The sequence below is a fragment of the Micromonospora sp. CPCC 205561 genome, assembly GCF_036906775.1.
Taxonomy (GTDB): domain Bacteria; phylum Actinomycetota; class Actinomycetes; order Mycobacteriales; family Micromonosporaceae; genus Micromonospora.
The window spans coordinates 43,450-59,533 of record NZ_JBAKHV010000014.1 but is presented as its reverse complement, the minus strand read 5'-3'; the positions used below and the strand labels follow the sequence as shown (position 1 = coordinate 59,533).

General features: G+C 74.3%; 14 protein-coding genes. 9 read left to right on the top strand and 5 right to left on the bottom strand.

The annotated features are described in order from the left end of the window. Window positions 1–51: 51 nt before the first annotated feature. Window positions 52–1,686: an MDR family MFS transporter gene (locus V6V16_RS10650; RefSeq protein ID WP_334561738.1), complete on the bottom strand. Its 1,635-nt coding sequence runs from the start codon at window positions 1,684–1,686 to the stop codon at window positions 52–54. Then, window positions 1,683–2,099: a MarR family winged helix-turn-helix transcriptional regulator gene (locus V6V16_RS10645; RefSeq protein WP_334561736.1), complete on the bottom strand. Its 417-nt coding sequence runs from the start codon at window positions 2,097–2,099 to the stop codon at window positions 1,683–1,685. Before V6V16_RS10645 ends, V6V16_RS10650 begins: the two co-directional genes overlap by 4 nt. Window positions 2,100–2,262: 163 nt before the next feature. Between V6V16_RS10645 and V6V16_RS10640 the strand changes: the two genes are divergently transcribed. Next, entirely contained in the window at window positions 2,263–2,886 is a 624-nt protein-coding gene (locus V6V16_RS10640) for a TetR/AcrR family transcriptional regulator (protein WP_334561734.1), read from the top strand. Window positions 2,887–3,312: 426 nt separating this feature from the next. Next, a complete protein-coding gene (locus V6V16_RS10635) occupies window positions 3,313–4,290 on the top strand; it encodes an alpha/beta fold hydrolase (protein WP_334561732.1) in 978 nt (325 codons plus the stop codon). Between the two features lie 223 nt (window positions 4,291–4,513). Here the strand turns inward: V6V16_RS10635 and V6V16_RS10630 are convergent, their stop codons facing one another. Together V6V16_RS10630 and V6V16_RS10625 are read right to left on the bottom strand one after the other, a co-directional pair. Then, window positions 4,514–6,382, bottom strand: coding sequence for an ABC transporter ATP-binding protein (locus V6V16_RS10630; RefSeq protein WP_334561730.1), 1,869 nt, complete (start codon window positions 6,380–6,382; stop codon window positions 4,514–4,516). A gap of 69 nt (window positions 6,383–6,451) precedes the next feature. Further along, window positions 6,452–7,057, bottom strand: a complete 606-nt coding sequence (locus V6V16_RS10625) for a CGNR zinc finger domain-containing protein (protein WP_334561729.1) — start codon at window positions 7,055–7,057, stop codon at window positions 6,452–6,454. 113 nt (window positions 7,058–7,170) lie between these two features. Here V6V16_RS10625 and V6V16_RS10620 point away from each other — a divergent pair, with 113 nt between their 5' ends. Then, entirely contained in the window at window positions 7,171–8,172 is a 1,002-nt protein-coding gene (locus tag V6V16_RS10620; RefSeq protein WP_334561728.1) for a LacI family DNA-binding transcriptional regulator, read from the top strand. A 67-nt stretch (window positions 8,173–8,239) separates the two neighbouring features. Beyond that, window positions 8,240–9,505 (top strand): PP2C family protein-serine/threonine phosphatase, encoded by a 1,266-nt coding sequence (locus V6V16_RS10615; RefSeq protein ID WP_334561726.1) that lies wholly within the window; start codon window positions 8,240–8,242, stop codon window positions 9,503–9,505. Between the two features lie 77 nt (window positions 9,506–9,582). Here V6V16_RS10615 and V6V16_RS10610 read toward each other — a convergent pair whose 3' ends face one another. Beyond that, a complete protein-coding gene (locus tag V6V16_RS10610) occupies window positions 9,583–10,707 on the bottom strand; it encodes a M20/M25/M40 family metallo-hydrolase (RefSeq protein WP_334561724.1) in 1,125 nt (374 codons plus the stop codon). Window positions 10,708–10,798: 91 nt separating this feature from the next. Between V6V16_RS10610 and V6V16_RS10605 the strand changes: the two genes are divergently transcribed. The 5 genes from V6V16_RS10605 to V6V16_RS10585 all read left to right on the top strand — a co-directional run bounded on the left by V6V16_RS10605 (window position 10,799) and on the right by V6V16_RS10585 (window position 16,075). Further along, window positions 10,799–11,497, top strand: coding sequence for a GNAT family N-acetyltransferase (locus V6V16_RS10605; RefSeq protein ID WP_334561723.1), 699 nt, complete (start codon window positions 10,799–10,801; stop codon window positions 11,495–11,497). Window positions 11,498–11,538: 41 nt separating this feature from the next. After that, entirely contained in the window at window positions 11,539–12,129 is a 591-nt protein-coding gene (locus V6V16_RS10600) for a MurR/RpiR family transcriptional regulator (RefSeq protein WP_334561722.1), read from the top strand. Further along, the gene (gene menC, locus V6V16_RS10595; RefSeq protein ID WP_334561721.1) at window positions 12,126–13,340 is read left to right on the top strand and encodes an o-succinylbenzoate synthase; all 1,215 of its coding nucleotides are present in this window, start codon (window positions 12,126–12,128) and stop codon (window positions 13,338–13,340) included. Before V6V16_RS10600 ends, menC begins: the two co-directional genes overlap by 4 nt. Before the next feature lie 105 nt (window positions 13,341–13,445). Then, window positions 13,446–14,669: a helix-turn-helix transcriptional regulator gene (locus V6V16_RS10590; protein WP_334561719.1), complete on the top strand. Its 1,224-nt coding sequence runs from the start codon at window positions 13,446–13,448 to the stop codon at window positions 14,667–14,669. Then, the gene (locus V6V16_RS10585; RefSeq protein ID WP_334561718.1) at window positions 14,666–16,075 is read left to right on the top strand and encodes a toll/interleukin-1 receptor domain-containing protein; all 1,410 of its coding nucleotides are present in this window, start codon (window positions 14,666–14,668) and stop codon (window positions 16,073–16,075) included. The genes V6V16_RS10590 and V6V16_RS10585 overlap by 4 nt, the downstream gene beginning before the upstream one ends. Window positions 16,076–16,084: the final 9 nt, after the last annotated feature.

Genomic DNA, 16,084 nt, shown 5'->3' with positions numbered 1-16,084 from the left:
CGACCGGGGCCGCCGGACGACGGTGGCGGCCCCGGTCCCGTGGACGGGGTGTCAGCGGCGGGCCGGCGTCTGCTCCGCCGCGTCGACGCCGACCTGGTCGGGGGCGGGAGCACCGTCGACGGCGTCGGCCGCCACGGCCGCCGAACCGGCCGGGTCGGGCAGGTCCAGGCTGGTGCGCAGGGCGACCGGCTTCAGCAGGACCGCGGCGATGACGCCGACCACGGCGATCGCGGCGGAGATCAGGAAGATGTGCCCGGTGGCGTCGCCGTACGCCGCACGCACGATCTGCCGCACCACGGCGGGCATGGCGTCGATGTTGAGGCTGCCGGATCCGCCGCCGGAGGCGGGGATGCCGGCGGCCGTGAGGTCCGTGGTGATCTGGTCGGTGACCCGCCGGGCGAGCACCGCGCCGAGTACCGAGACGCCGATCGTGCCGCCGAGCGAGCGGAAGAACGCGACGGTGGAGCTGGCCGCGCCGATGTCCCTGAGCGAGACGGTGTTCTGCACGGCGAGGACCAGGTTCTGCATGGTCATGCCCACTCCGACGCCGACGATGAACATCGCCACGCCCACCAGCACCAGTGAGGTCTGGTGGTCGATCGTGCCGAGCATCGCGAACCCGATCACCAGCACGACGGCGCCGAAGACGATGTACGGCTTGATCTTTCCGGTCCTGGTGATCAGCCGGCCGGCGATGATCGACGAGCCGAGGACGCCGGCCATCATCGGAATGGTGAGCAGCCCGGCCTCCGTGGGGCTGTAGCCGCGGCCGATCTGGAAGTACTGGCCGAGGAAGACCGCGCCGCCGAACATCGCCATCCCGACCGCCAGGCTGCCCAGGATGGCCAGGGCGGTGGTGCGCTGGCGGACCAGGCCGAGCGGGACGACCGGCTCCTCTGCCCGGGACTCGACCCGGACGGCCAGGGCGAGCAGCGCGACCGAGGCGCCCACCATGGCGGCGGTCTGCCAGGAGGCCCAGGCGAACGCGTCGTCGACGAAGGAGATCCAGATGAGCAGCACGCTGACCCCGGCCGCGATCAGGGCCGCGCCCAGGTAGTCGATCTTCACGTTCTCCCGACGGACGGTCGGCAGGCGCAGGGTGGCCTGGAGCAGGATCAGCGCGACCACCGCGACGGGGACGCCGACGAAGAAGCACCAGCGCCAGCCGAGCCAGGACGTGTCCACGATGAGACCGCCCAGCAGCGGGCCGCCGACCGTCGCCACGGCCATGACGCCGCCCAGGTAGCCGTTGTACCGACCACGCTCGCGGGGCGGGATCATCGCGGCGATGGCGACCTGGACGAGGGCCTGCAGGCCGCCGACGCCGATGCCCTGGAACGCGCGGGCGGCGATGAGCTGACCGGCGCTCTGGGCGAAACCGGCGACGACCGAGCCGACCAGGAAGACCACGATGGCGATCTGCACCAGCAGCTTCTTGTTGAACAGGTCGGCGAGCTTGCCCCAGATCGGGGTGGTCGCGGTCGCGGTGAGCAGGGTGGCGGTGACCACCCAGGTGTACTGGGTCTGCGACCCGTTCAGCGCCCCGATGATCTGCGGCAGCGCCGTCGAGACGACGGTGCCGCTCAGCATCGCGACGAAGAGCACCAGCAGCAGGCCGCTGAGGGCCTCCAGCGTCTGCCGGTGTGTCATCGGCGTGGCGCCGGCCGTGGTGGTGGGTGCGCTCATCGCGCGGCCTCCAGGTTGTCGTGGTGGTCTGCGAGGGCGGTCTCGACGTCGCGGGTGAACCGGTCGAGCGCGGCGGCCAGGGCGGCCACCTCCCCGGTGGTCCAGTCGGCGAGGGCGGCGTCGAGGATCCGCCCGTACCAGGCATGGGTGTCGGCCAGGGCCGCGCGCCCGGCCGGGGTGACGGTCAGCAGGCTCGCCCGCTTGTCGGCGGGGTCGGCGTGCCGCTCGACCAGGCCGTGGCCGACGAGCGAGGACACGGCGCGGCTGACGGTCGACGGGTCGAGGCCGCTGCGCGCGGCCAACTCGCGGGCGTGACAGTCCGCCGGAAGCTGCTCGATCTGCATGAGCAGGCCGGCCAGGCCGATCGGCACGGCCGGCCGGGCGTCGGCCCGGCCCCGCCTGATCAGTCGCACGCTCCTGACGAGCGCGTACAACCTCGCACCGAGCTCACGACCGGCGTTCTCCATCCCGTCCCCCTGGTCTCAGATGGTTGCCGCACACAAGCATCTTCCGATCTTGCCCAAAGAGCAAGTTTGCCCGATGAGAACTGTGTCACCGGCCCGTAGGCTGTGGGCCATGGAGGAGACCATCGGGCTGCGGGAGCGGAAGAAGGCGGCCACGCGCCTCGCCCTGCACGAGGCGGCCCTGCGCCTCGCCACGGAACACGGGCTCGACGGGGTCACGGTGGAGGCCATCGCCGACGCCGCCAACGTCTCCCGCCGGACGTTCTCCAACTACTTCTCCAGCAAGGAGGAGGCGATCTTCCACGGTGACGCCGTCCGGCTGCGCCGACTGCTGGAGTTGGTCCGCCGGCAGCCGACCGACGCGCCGCCCTGGTCCGCGCTGCGCGGGGCGGCCGAACGGCTCGCCGTCGAGGCGTACGGCAACGCCCCGCCCTCCTGGCTGGTGCACCGCCGGCAGCTACGCGGGCACACGGGTCTCGCCGCGCACCAGATCGCCGCCTACACCGCCATCGAACGCGAACTCGCCGAGGAGCTCGCCCACCGGCTGACCGGCCCGGACCGGACACTGCGCTCCCGGGTCCTGGCGGCCACCCTCCTGTCCACCCTGCGCGTCGCCGTCCAGCACTGGATCGACCACCCCGACGGACCGCTGCTCGACGTCCTGCACACCGCGCTCGCGGAGGCGGCCCGCGCGCCGGGCGTCGACGCCACCGACCTGCCGGCGGTCCGACGCTAGGCCGATAACCGCCATTTCCGAATGCGCCCACCTCCGCGCGACCCGGCGGAGGCCGCCACCTTTCCGTGCCGGACGGGCAGACACGGGATTGACGGGAGCCGACACGCGCGCGATTGCCGGCACGACCAGCCGAGGGGCGAAAACCCGGGCGCCGGCGACGGTCGTCCGTACGGGCGGAAAGAGCGGTCACCCGGCGCTTGATCAATTATCGGGGCGCCCCGCCGGGGCGGCGAAATCACTTAGGACAGCACGCGAGGAGTAGCCCGGCGCCGACCGCATCGACCATCGGGCGCAAGCGCAGGAATTTCGTCCCATCGGCCATTCCTGACAAACCATCGGTCAGCCGGGATCGTGATGGAACGCAACATGCACCAGAATTAACAAAGATCCACGTCACTGTCTAAGACTGGAGCATGTGTGTCTTCGATGAACAGAAGGAACCTGATCGCGCTCGGCGCCGGCGCGGTCGCCGCGACGGCGACGGGCACCGCGGCCCAGGCCGCTCCGTCCACTGACGGCGCCCCGGCCGCCCCGTCCGCCGCCGCCCTCGCGGCCAGCCTGCCGGGCGGATTCGCGAGCAGGTACGCGGAGGTCAACGGAGTCCGGCTGCACTACGTCGCCGGCGGTCGCGGCGAGCCGCTGTTCCTGCTGCACGGCTGGCCGGAGACCTGGTGGGAATACCACAAGGTGATGCCCGCGCTGGCCACCCGGTACCGCGTCATCGCCGTGGACCTGCGCGGCGCCGGCGGCTCCAGCAAGCCGGCCTCCGGATACGACAAGAAGACCATGGCGGGCGACATCGCGGCGCTGGCCGCCAAGCTGGGCTACGCCCAGGTGAACGTCGCCGGCCACGACATGGGGGCGATGGTCGCCTACAGCCTGGCGGCGAACCACCCCGGCGTCGTCAAGAAGATCGCGTTGCTCGACGTCGCCCACCCCAACAGCGGTTACTACGAGTTCCGGATGCTGCCGGTGCCCGGTGCCCCGTTCCACCCCTGGTGGTTCGCCTTCAACCAGGTGGCGCAGCTGCCGGAGCAGCTCGTCACGGGCCGGTCCCGGTTCCTCATCGACTGGATGTTCGACAACCTCCTGGTCAACCAGGGCGCCGTCAACGAACTCGACCGGTCGATTTACGCCCTGGCCTACTCCACGCCGGACGCCATCCGGGGCGGCAACGGCTGGTACAAGGCGCTGGGCCAGGACATCGCCGACAACGAGACGTACGCGCCGGTGACCCTCCCGGTCCTGGGCATCGCCCACGACGTCTTCTATCCCAGCTTCGCCGCCACGCTCTCCGCGCAGGCCACCAACGTGCAGCTGGTGCAGATCGCCAACACCGGGCACTACTTCGTGGAGGAGCAGCCCCAGGTCGTCATCCAGCACCTGACGTCCTTCTTCGGCTGACGGTCCCGGGACGGCCCGCCGGGCGTCGGCCGGGCGGGCACCGCGGCCGGTCCGTACCTCCCGGACGACGGGGCACCTCCCAGACGACGCCGCCGCACCGCGCGGCGAGGGGCCGTCTCGGTCTTCGAGACGGCCCCTCGCCCGTGTCCCCGCGCCGGAGCCGCGCCGCGCGGGCAGCCACCGGGCAGACCCACCGGTCGAACCCGTCCCGGCACCCGGGATGTCAGGCCGGCACCGGCTGATCGAACTGGGTGCGGTACAACTCGGCGTACCGGCCACCGCGGGCCAGCAGGTCGGGGTGCCGGCCGCGTTCCACGATCCGGCCGTCCTCCAGCACCAGGATCTGGTCGGCCGAGCGGATGGTGGACAGCCGGTGCGCGATGACCACGCTGGTCCGGCCGGTCAGCGCCTCCCCGAGCGCCGCCTGCACCGCCGCCTCCGACGTCGAGTCGAGGTGCGCGGTGGCCTCGTCGAGGATCACCACCCGGGGCCGCGAGAGCAGCAGCCGGGCGATGGTGAGCCGCTGGCGTTCGCCGCCGGAGAGGCGGTACCCCCGCTCGCCGACCACCGTCTCCAAGCCGTCGGGCAGTGCCTGCACCAGGTCGGCCAGCCGAGCCCGGCGCAGCACGTCCCACAGGTCGTCCTCGGTCGCGTCCGGGCGGGCATACAGCAGGTTGGCGCGGATCGTGTCGTGCAGCAGGTGGCCGTCCTGGGTGACCACGCCCACGGCGTCCCGGATCGAGTCGCCGGTCAGGTCGCGGACGTCGCTGTCGGAGAGCCGCACGGCCCCCTCCTCCACGTCGTAGAGCCGCGGCAGGAGCTGGGCGATGGTGGACTTGCCCGCGCCCGACGAGCCGACCAGGGCGACCATCTGCCCGGGCTCGGCGCGGAACGAGACGCCGTGCAGCACCTCCTCGCCGCCGCGGCTGTCGAGCTTCGCCACGTCCTCCAGGGAGGCCAGGGAGACCTTCTCCGCGGCGGGATAGCCGAAGCGGACGTCGTCGAACTCGACCGCCACCGGCCCGTCGGGCAGCGCCCGCGCGGTCGGGCTGTCCTCGATCATCGGCTTCAGATCCAGGATCTCGAAGACCCGCTCGAAGCTGACCAGGGCGCTCATGACCTCCACCCGGGCGCTGGCGAGCGAGGTCAACGGCGCGTAGAGGCGGGACAGCAGCAGGGCGAGCGCGACGACGGCGCCCGCGTCGAGCTGCCCGCGCACCGCGTACACGCCGCCCAGGCCGTACACCAGGGCCAGCGCCAGCGATCCGACCACGGTGAGGGCCGTGATGAAGACCATCTGCAACATGGCCGTGCGGACGCCGATGTCGCGGACGCGCCACGCGCGGGCGGCGAACTCGGCGGACTCCTCCGCCGGCCGCCCGTAGAGCTTGACCAGGGTGGCGCCGGGCGCGGAGAACTTCTCGGTCATCCGGGTGCTCATCGCGGCGTTGATCTCGGCGGCCTCCCGTTCGAGGCGGGCCAGTTTGCGGCCCATCCGCCGCGCGGGCAGCACGAAGACGGGCAGCAGCAGCAGCGCCAGCAGGGTGATCTGCCAGGAGAAGGTCAGCATCACCGCGAGCGTGAGGACCAGCGTCACCACGTTGCCGACCACGCCGGAGAGGGTGTCGCTGAACGCCTGCTGCGCCCCGATGACGTCGTTGTTGAGCCGGGAGACCAGCGCGCCGGTGCGGGTCCGGGTGAAGAACGCGACCGGCATCCGCTGCACGTGATCGAAGACGGCGGTCCGCAGGTCGACGATCAGGCCCTCGCCGATCCGGGCGGACTGGTAGCGGGTGAGCAGGCCCAGCCCGGCCTCGGCGAGCGCGATCAGGGCGATCGCCGAGGCCAGCCACACCACCGTGGAGACGTCGGCGCCGGAGACCATCGCGTCCACCACCCGCCCGGCCAGCACCGGCGCGGCCACGGTCAGCACGGCCACCACGACGCTGCCCGCCAGGAACCCCGCGAGCAGACGGCGGTGCGGGCGCGCGAAGCCGGCGATCCGCTTGAGGGTGGCCTTCGAGAACGGGCGCTCGTCGCGCTGGTTCACGGCGTGGTGCAGGGACATCCAGGCGGTGACTTCCATACTCATACCCGCGAACCTAGAACCTGGACGAAGGTTCAGGTCAAGCGAAACCGCCGGCGGGACAGCGGCGACCCGTCACCGGCCCGCCGCGCCTTTCGGTTCGGCGGGCGTCCCGCCGGCCGCCTTCCGTTCCCGCCCGGCGCGCGCGGCGTACGCCCGGCGCATCTTGACGTAGTTGCCGCAGCCGGCCATGGAGCACCAGCGGCGCGCCTGGTTGCGGGAGGCGTCGTAGTAGGCCCAGCGGCAGGTGTCCCGGGCGCACGCCTTCAACCTGGCCCAGCTCTGCTCCTCACCGCACTGCCGGACCGCGTCCAGCAGCGCCGCCAGGGCGTGGTCGAGGGCGCGGTCGCGGGCCGCGACGAGGCGGTGCCCGTCGACCGTGAAGGCCATCCGCACGGGCACCCCGGCCAGGACCCCGTCGAGCCGGCGCAGCGCCGCGGGCTCGGCCGGATGGCCGGCGTGGCCGAGCAGCACCGCGCGCAGGCCCTCGCGGACGGTCACGGCGGCGGCCAGGTCGGCCGACCGCAGCCGGGCGTCGGGCGGCAGCAGCCCCCGCTCGGCGAACCAGTCGCGCAGCCGGTCGGGCGCGGTGAGCGACTCCTCGTCGACCTGCGGCTCGTAGGTGTTGACGAAGTCCCGCAGCAGACGGGCGGCGGGCGGGATCACCTGCTCCTCGCTCATCGCACCCCCTCGGTCCACACCAGCGTAACGGCTTGACAGGTGTCACCGAGTCTTACACCATCGAAGCGGTTTCGCTGGTGTAGCAGGGACATGACGAGGACGGGGAAGGCGCGATGCCCACCACGCTCCGCGACGTGGCGCGGTTGGCCCAGGTGTCGGTGAAGACCGTCTCCAACGTGGTCAACGGGCGTCCACACGTCAGCGCCGAGGTGCGCGGCCGCGTCGAGGCCGCCGTCGACGCGCTGGGCTACCGGCCGAACCGCTTCGCGCGCACCCTGCGGACCGGGCGCAGCGGGGCGCTCGCCCTGGTCGTGTCCGAGGTCGACCTGCCCGGCCTCGGCGGGCTCACCCGGGCCCTCGCGGGCGCCGCGGCGCGGCGCGGCTACCGCCTCGTCATCGACCCGGTGGACGCCGACCGTGCCGCCGGGCACCCCCCGCCGGTCGACGGCTGCCTCCTGCTCACCGACCTCCCGGCCGGGCCGGGCGTCGACGCGCTCCCCCTCGTGCGGCTCGGCCGGGTCCCCGGCGACGGCACCGCCGACCGGGTCGGCATCGACCACCTGGGCGCCGGCCGGGACGCCACCGCGCACCTCCTGGCCACCGGCTGCCGGCGCATCGCCGCCATCGACGCGGGACCGGACGACGCGGCCCCGCCTCCGCCGGTCCTGCGGGGTTACGCCGAGGCCGTCCGCACCGCGGGCCTCCCCCGGCTACCCGGCCACGTCCAGCGGGCCGCCGCCCACCGACGCGCCGACGGCTACCGGGCCGCCCGCGCGGTGCTGGCCCGGCCCGATCACCCGGACGCCTTCGTCTGCGCCTCCGACGCCCTGGCGATCGGCGCCATGTGCGCCGCGTTCGACGCCGGCCTACGGGTCCCGGAGGACCTCGCGGTCATCGGCGTGGGAGGCAGCGAAGAGGGCCACTGGATGCGCCCGGCGCTCAGCACGGTCGCCGCCGACACCGGCTTCATCGCCCGCCAGGCCGTGGCCCGCCTGCTCGCCCGCATCGCCCGGCCGGACGCCGCCCCGGTCGACGTGGTCGCACCGCACGCCCTGCTGTCCCGCGCGAGTACGCGAGGAGCGGACCGGCCCGGGACGGTCCGCGTCGGTTGCTGAGCGGCGCGGTGCTCCGGGCCGGGCCGCGCGGGACGCCCCGACGCGCTCTCGGCCTATGCTCTGGCGCGTGGACGAGAAACGGTGGAGCAGCGTGAACCTGGGCAACATGCTGCGCGCCGTCGAGGACGCCGCCCCCGTCGACGCGGTGGAGGCCGTGACCCGGGGCATCGGCGTCGACCTCGGGGCGTTGTGGGTGTCGTTCCTCGTCGCGGACATGAGTGGCCGGGCGCTCGTCCGGTTGGCCCACGACGTCCCCTTCGGCGACCGGCCCGACCGGCGCCGGCAGGACGAGGACGTGGCCACCGTGCTGCCGTTCGATGGCGGGCCGCAGGAGCAGGCGCTACGCTCCCAGCGCGTGCAGGTCCGTTCCGACGGCGACGGACACGTCGTGATGGCGCCGGTCACGCAACGGGGCGAGGCGATCGGGCTGCTGGAGGTCTCCCTGCCGGACGAGCCGGACGAGGACGCCCTGACCGGGATCTCCCGGGCCGCGCACGCCCTGGCGTTCGTGGTGATCGCCGCCCGGCGCCACACCGACCTCTTCGAATGGGGCCAGCGGACCACTCCGTTCGCCCTCGCCGCCGAGATCCAGCGTCGGCTCCTGCCCTCCGCGTTCACCTGCGAGGCCGACTCCTTCACCCTGTCGGCGTGGCTGGAGCCGGCGGCCAGCATCGGCGGGGACACCTTCGACTACAGCCTCGCGCGCAACCTGCTGCACCTGAGCATCACCGACGCCGTGGGCCACGGCGTGCACAGCGCCCTGACCGCGACGCTCTGCGTCGGCAGCCTGCGCCACACCCGCCGCCTCGGCCAGACGCTGCTCGACCAGGCCGGGGCGGCGAACTCGGCGCTGATCGAGAACCCGCCCGGCGGGTTCACCTTCGCCACCGGGCTTCTCGGCCGGCTCGACCTGCGCACGGGGGTGCTGGCGATGGTCAACGCCGGCCACCCCGCACCGCTGCTGGTGCGCGACGGCACCGTCCGGCCCCTCGCGCTGCCGGTCGACCCGCCGTTCGGTGTGCTGCGCCACCGCACCTTCCGCACGACGGACGTCCCGCTGCGTCCGGACGACCGGCTCATCCTGCTCACCGACGGCATGCTCGAACGCGGCGCCGCCCGGCTGGACCTGCCCGCCCGGCTGCCCGGCCTCGCCGACCTGCACCCCAGGGAGGTCGTCCGGGTACTCGGCGACGCCATCCTGGACGTCGCCGGGCCGACCCTGGCCGACGACGCCTGCATGCTCGTGCTCGACTGGCACGGCCAGCACGGCGACGACCGCCTCACCACGGCCGGCGCCGATCCCCGCCGGGCGAGCGCCTTTCGTACGGACTGAGAGCGGTTCCGGGACGAGCGGGCGGGTCGGCGGGGCGTCGTCGACCGGCCGGGGGTCCGCCCCGCCGGTCGGGTGCGTCACGCGGCGGCCGGGTGGAGCCCGGTGATCAGGGCGGCCAGCAGCTCGGTGCGGGCCGCGATGCCGGCGGCCGAGACCCACTCGTGCCGGGCGTGCGCGCCGCCACCCGGTGGGGCCAGCCCGTCGACGGTGGGCCGGTCCAGCGCTCCCGTCGTGTTGGTGTCGGCGGCGCCGTCGGCCGGCCGGCCGGTGAGGCGCTGCCCCAGGCCGGCCGCGATCCGGACGACCCGGTCGAGCAGCTCCACGTCGGATCCGCCCGTACGCCAGGTGGGGCGGTGCGAGAGCAGGCGGGCGCCGACGCGGGCGCCCTCGCGGACGGGGCGCGGGGACCGCAGGGCGGCGAGCACCGCCTCCTCGTCCCGCGGATCGGTGAAGCGCAGCCCGAGGTCGGCGTGGGCGGCCGCGGCGACCACGTTGGTCCGCCCCCCGCCCGCGATGGTGCCGGTGTTGAGCAGGATCGGGCGGCCCGCGACCAGGCCACGGAGCCGGACGAGCTGGTCGACGAGCTCGTCGATGGCGTTGGTGCCGGCGTCGGGGTCGAGCGCGGCGTGTGCCTCGACACCGGTGACCTCCACACGGACGCGGGTGCTGCCGCGCCGGCCGGTCTTGAGGTCGCCGCCGGGATGCGGCGGCTCCAGGCCGAGCACCGCACGGGCGCGCACGGCCTCGGCCCGGACCAGCTCGGTGGCGGTGGGCGAGCCGATCTCCTCGTCCGCGGCGACGACGACCCGGAGCTCCGGATGCGGGGCGCCCCGCATCCGCACCCGGGCCACCGCAGCGAGCAGCGCGACGATGCCGGCCTTGGTGTCGTACACCCCGGGACCGCGGACGGTGTCCCCGTCGACCGACCACGGCATGCCGGACAGCGTGCCGACCGGCCAGACGGTGTCGTAGTGGGTGAGGAACAGGACCGGCCCACCCGGGACGTCGCGCGCCGCCAGGGTCCAGACCAGGTGGTCGCCCGTGGGATGCGACACCCGCGCGGTGTCGAAGCCGGCGCGGGCGGCGTCCGCGTCGAGCACGTCGGCCAGCGCGTCGAGCGCCCGCCGGTCGCCGGTGGGCGACTCGTGCAGCGTGTAGCGGCGCAGCGTGTCGAGCGCGGCCTCGGACGTCGGCGGCAACATATGCGGACCATATGATCGGCCCTACAGCTTGTCAACGCAGGATTCTCGCGGCAGCATGAGCGACATACGGTCGCTATCTTTCGGAGGTTCGATGACGGACGACGCCGGCGGGATCGTCGCGCGGAACCTCGCCGGCCTCGCCGAGTGGACCGCCGCCTCCGCGCTCTACCGGTCCGTCTTCGGCTACTCGGGCCCCGAACACGCCGTGAGCCCCCGCCTGCTGGCGGCGCTGGCGGCGAACTCCGGGACGGTGCTCGGCGCGTTCGACGAGGCGGGCTGCCTGGTCGGCTTCTGCTACGGCTTCACCGCCGTGCAGGACGGCGATCTCTACCACTACTCGCAGGCGGCCGTCGTCGACGCCCGGTCGCAGGGGCGCGGCGTCGGCCGGCTGCTCAAGCACGCCCAGGCCGAGGCCGCCCGTCGCACCGGCGCGGGCACGATGCGCTGGACCTTCAGCCCGTACGGGCTGCGCAACGCCCACTTCAACCTGCGCGTGCTGGGCGCCACCGGAATCGGCTTCCTGCCCGACTTCTACGACGACGGCGACAGCGACCGGATCCTGGTCAGGTGGGACCTCACCGGTCCCGGCCGCCCCGACGGGGTGCCCGGAACCGGGCTGGTGGCGGTCGGCGCGCCCGCCGACGAGGGCACCGCCGCGCGGGAACCCGCCGACCGGGCCCGGCTGCGCCAGGAGCTCTCCGACCGGTTCGCCGCTGGCGGGCGGCTCGTCGGCGTGACGCGTCCGGCCGGCGGCCGCGTCGACTACCTGTTCGAGCGGGACGACGCATGAGCACGAAGAAATCGACACCTTCGGAACGCTTCGATCGCCACGTGCAGCGCAGGTCGGCCCAGGTGCTCAAGCACCGCGTCCTGGAGCGGCAGCGCACCGAGTTCGACAGGGCCCTGGCGCGGGCCGCCGAGCAGGACGCGATCGAGCGGGCCGCGGCGCTCATCGTCTCCGCCCGGCGACGGTACCTGCTCGGCTACGGCAAGTCGCTCGGCTTCGCCGCCCTGCTCGCCGCCGACCTCAGCGCCGGGCTCTCCGGCGTCCACCTCGTCGACGGCGCGGCACTGCGACCGCTCGACGTGCTCGGCGACATCCGCCAGGGCGACCTGCTCGTCGCCGTCTCGCTGGCGCGCTACCGCCGGGAGACCGTCGAGATCGCCGCCGCCTACGTCCGGCACGGCGGTCAACTGGTCCTGGTCACCGACGCCGAGGACGCGCCGCTGGCCGGGCTCGCGACCGCCCGCATCGTCACCGGCACCGACAGCGCCTCCTACGCCAACTCCCCCACCCCGGTGGTGCTCGCGCTGCACCTGCTCGCCACCCTCACCATCGCCAGCTCGAAGAGGGCCGGGCGTCGGCTGCGCGAGCGCGACGCCCTCGCCGCCGAGCTCGACCTGTACGCGGAGGAGCCGTGAGCGTCGCGCAGCGGGGCGAAGGGGCCGACCACGGCCGGGCGCCCTCGCCGGGGTGGCTCCCGGCGCCGGCAGCCGGCGGCGTGCGGCGGATCGGGACGGTCGAGCTGCGTCGCGTCCGGCTGCCCCTGGTACGCCGCTTCCGGACGAGTTCCCACGCCAAGGCCGAGCTGGAGCACATCCTGGTCGTGCTCACCGACACCGACGGCGCCGTCGGCTGGGGCGAGATCGCGTCGCCGAGCGGGCCGTTCTACTCGGCCGAGACCGTCGAGAGCTGCTGGGCCGTCGCCCGCGACCACCTCGCGCCGCTGGCCCTGCGGACGGACTGGAAGCACCCGGCGGAGCTGGCCGCGGCGCTGGGCAAGGTGCGGGGCAACGCCTTCGCCCGCGCCGGGTTCGACATCGCCGCCTGGGCGCTCTGGTCGGCCGCGGCCGGCGTTCCCCTCGCGTACGCGCTGGGGGGCCGGCGCGACCACGTCGAAGCGGGCGTGTCGCTGGGGATCGAGCCCACCGTGGACGACCTCCTCGCGCAGGTGGGGCTGCGCGTCGAGGAGGGCTACCGCCGGGTGAAGCTGAAGATCGCGCCCGGCTGGGACGTCGAGCCGGTACGCGCCGTCCGCGCGGCGCACCCCGACGTGCCGCTGCACGTCGACGCCAACGGCGCCTACGAGGACATCCCGGCGCACCGCGCGGTGCTGGAGCAGCTCGACGAGCTGGGCCTGCTCATGATCGAGCAGCCGTTCGCGCCCCGGGCGCTGGTCGCGCACGCCGCCCTGCAGGAGCGGATCGCCACCCCCGTCTGTCTCGACGAGTCCGTCGAGGAGGTGGACGACCTGGTCACCGCGCTGCGCCTCGGCGCGGGACGGATCCTGAACATCAAGGTCTCGCGGATGGGCGGGCTGACCCACGCCGTCCGTGCCCACGACCTCGCGTACGAGCACGGCGTCCCGGTCTGGTGCGGCGGCATGCACGAGTTCGGGATCGGGCGGGCCGCGAACGTCGCGCTGAGCGCGCTCGCCGGCTTCACCCTGCCCTCGGACGTCTCCGGCTCCGACAGGTACTACGCCCGCGACGTGACCACCCGCCCGATCGCGAGCGCCGAGGGGCTGGTCGAGGTGCCCACCGCCCCCGGCCTCGGCTGGGAGGCCGACCTGCCGTACGTCGAGCAGCGGACCACCGACCGACTGGTGCTGGGCGCGGGCGACGGGGCCTGACGGCCGGCGGCAGGGCCGCGGCGGATAGCCGACAGACCCTTTTGGACGCTGAGCGGAGGCGATACTCTCGGTGACCGCATCGGTCACCACGCCTCGGAGGGACCCGTGCCCGAACGGGAGTCGTTCGGCAGGACGCTGTCCCGCCTCCGTCTGCAACGCGGCCTCTCGCTCGCGCGGCTGGCCGAGCGGGTCAACTACAGCCGCGGGCACCTGGGCAACGTGGAGAACGGCACCCGTCGTCCGAACCTGGAGCTGGCCCGCCTGTGCGACGCCGAACTGCAGGCCGACGGGGCACTCGTCCGGCTCGTGACGAGGGCGCCCGCCCGGCCCCCCGTCCCGGGCACCGCCGGGGCCGTCGGAGAGGCCGCGCCGGCCCTGCCCGCCCAGGTGCCGCACCCGGCGGGGCCGATCGACGAGCCGGTGTTGGCGGCGATGCGCGCGGTGTTCGACAACGTACGGGTGTTGGGGCAGGCGCTCGGCGCCTCGGTGGTGCTCGGCATGGTGGTCGACCACGCGAGCACGATGCGCTCGTTGGCCGACGTCGCCGGCGGCGCCGACCGGCCGCGGGCGCAACGGCTCGCGGCGCGCTTCGCCGAGTACGCCGGCTGGATGGCGCAGGAGGCGGGCGCCCCGGACCTGGCGCTGCGGTGGACCGAGACCGCCGCCCGGCTGGCGCGCGCCGGCGGAGACCCGGCCCTGGTGTCGTACACCCACGTCCGCAAGGCCCTGCTCGCGCTCTACGACGACGACGCGCTCGGCACGATCGCGCTGGCCGGACGGGCCTACGCGGCAACCGGCGTCGCGCCGCGGGTCCGCGGCCTGGCGGCGCTGCGCCTGGCCCAGGGGCACGCGCTCGCCGGGGACGAGCGGGCCTGTCTGCCGCTGCTCGACGAAGCCCGCGAGCTGCTCGCCGCCGACCCGGGCGACGCCTCCGCGGAGCTTCCCCCGCTGGGTGCCCAGCACGTGCCGGACGTCGTCGCGACGACGACGGCATGGGCCCTCTACGACCTGGGCCGGCCGGCGGCGGCGGCGGAGATCCTGGACCGGGAGGTGGCCAGGATCGCGCCCACCGCGCGCCGGTCCCAGGTCCGCTACGGCACCCGAAGGGCGATGGCGCACCTGGCCGCCGGCGAACTCGACCACGCCTGCGACCTGATCGTGCCGCTGCTCGACGAGGCGGACACCGTCCGCTCCGCGACGGTGGCCGTCGATCTCGTCAGGCTCCGCCGGGAGCTGATCCGCCGGCTGCGGCACCCGCCCGTGCGGGCGCTGTACCCCCGGTTGTTGGAGAGCATCAACCAGGTGCGGAGCGGGACCCGGCCGGTATGAGCGAGATCTTCGTCAACTACCGCAGCGGTGAGCACAAGTCGCTCGTGGAGAGCGTGCACACCCGGCTGGCCGACCACTTCGGGCCGCACCGCGTCTTCCTCGACAAGGCCTCCATCGTGGCCGGCGAGACGTACGGCAACCAGTTGCGCGCCGGGCTGGCCGACGCGAAGGTCCTGCTGGTCATGATGGACCGCAACTGGCTGCCCGCGCTGCGGCGTCGGGTGGCCGACGCGGAGGCCCGGCGCGAGCTCGACCCGCGGGCGCGGGTGCCGAAGGACTGGGTCCAGTGGGAGATCGGCGAGGCGCTGCGCCGGAAGCTGGTGGTGATCCCCGTCATCCTCGACGGCTCGACGTTCGTACGTCACGACGAACTCCCGGCGGGCATCCGCGGCCTCGCCGACCAGCAGCGCTGGTTCATCCGCTCCGGTCACTGGCGGGACGACGTCGACGCGCTCATCGCCAAGCTAGAGCGACACGTCGACGACGAGTGGACCCCGCCGGCCCCGGTGCGGCCGCCCCCGCCGCGGCCCCGCCGGCAGCGGCTGGCCGCGCTCGCCGCCGCGGGCACACTGCTCGTCGCGCCGGCGGCGGCCGCCGCGACGGGCGGTACGGCCCTGCGCGACCGCCTGCTCACCGCTGCGCTCTGGTCGATGCTGCTGATGTGTGCGCCGCCGCTGGTGCTCGCCGCGGGAATGGCGGGCCGGCACCGGGTGGCTGCCTCCGAACGGCTGCTGCACCGGGCCCCGCCCCTGGTCTACAACGCCTTCGTCGCCCTGCCGGCGCTGCTGGCCTTCCTGATGCTCGGCGGGTTCGTGGTCAGCTCCGTTCCCGGCTGGACGTACGCCACGCCGGTCGTCATGGTGGCCGTCGCGCTGCTGGTCGGTGCGTTCGGCTTCGCCGCGCTGCGCGAGCACGAACGCGAGACGTCCTGGCCGGTGACCCTGTCACTGCGCCCGGCCGTGCTGCGCAGGGCGACGGTCACGTTCGCCGAGAGGCTGGAGGCCTGGCGGCGGCAGGGGCGGCCGCTGAGCCGCGGCACCCGGGCGCGGGCGCTCTGGCACCTCGACCAGCTCGGCGAGGCGGCCCGGCTGGTACGCGTCGCCGCCGGGCGGCCGCCGCTGACCTGGGCCGCGTCCGAGCATCCGCTCGCCGCGGCCGGCCATCTCCTGTGGTCGGCCGGCACGGTGGGCGCGATGCTGGCGGTGCTGACTCCGGCCGCGCTGGACGGGCGGCTCACCGTCGGCAACCTACTCGCCGCGGTCACCACCGTGACCGTGGTGGCCGGCTCGACGCTGGCCACCACGTGGCTCGCTCACCGGCTGCACGCCTGGCGCCGCGGACGGCTCGCCGCGGAACTCGAGGCGACGGTCGCGCGGTATGTCAGAGCCCTGGCGGAGTTGCCCTGAGCGCACACC

Excerpts from the sequence above, each read along its gene's own strand:
- V6V16_RS10640 (WP_334561734.1), top strand. The coding sequence starts at position 2,263 with ATGGAGGAGACCATCGGGCTGCGGGAGCGGAAGAAGGCGGCCACGCGC.
- V6V16_RS10605 (WP_334561723.1), top strand. The coding sequence starts at position 10,799 with ATGACGGACGACGCCGGCGGGATCGTCGCGCGGAACCTCGCCGGCCTC.
- V6V16_RS10650 (WP_334561738.1), bottom strand. The coding sequence starts at position 1,686 with ATGAGCGCACCCACCACCACGGCCGGCGCCACGCCGATGACACACCGG.
- V6V16_RS10620 (WP_334561728.1), top strand. The coding sequence starts at position 7,171 with ATGCCCACCACGCTCCGCGACGTGGCGCGGTTGGCCCAGGTGTCGGTG.
- V6V16_RS10630 (WP_334561730.1), bottom strand. The coding sequence starts at position 6,382 with ATGAGTATGGAAGTCACCGCCTGGATGTCCCTGCACCACGCCGTGAAC.
- V6V16_RS10625 (WP_334561729.1), bottom strand. The coding sequence starts at position 7,057 with ATGAGCGAGGAGCAGGTGATCCCGCCCGCCGCCCGTCTGCTGCGGGAC.
- V6V16_RS10585 (WP_334561718.1), top strand. The coding sequence starts at position 14,666 with ATGAGCGAGATCTTCGTCAACTACCGCAGCGGTGAGCACAAGTCGCTC.
- V6V16_RS10635 (WP_334561732.1), top strand. The coding sequence starts at position 3,313 with ATGAACAGAAGGAACCTGATCGCGCTCGGCGCCGGCGCGGTCGCCGCG.
- V6V16_RS10610 (WP_334561724.1), bottom strand. The coding sequence starts at position 10,707 with ATGTTGCCGCCGACGTCCGAGGCCGCGCTCGACACGCTGCGCCGCTAC.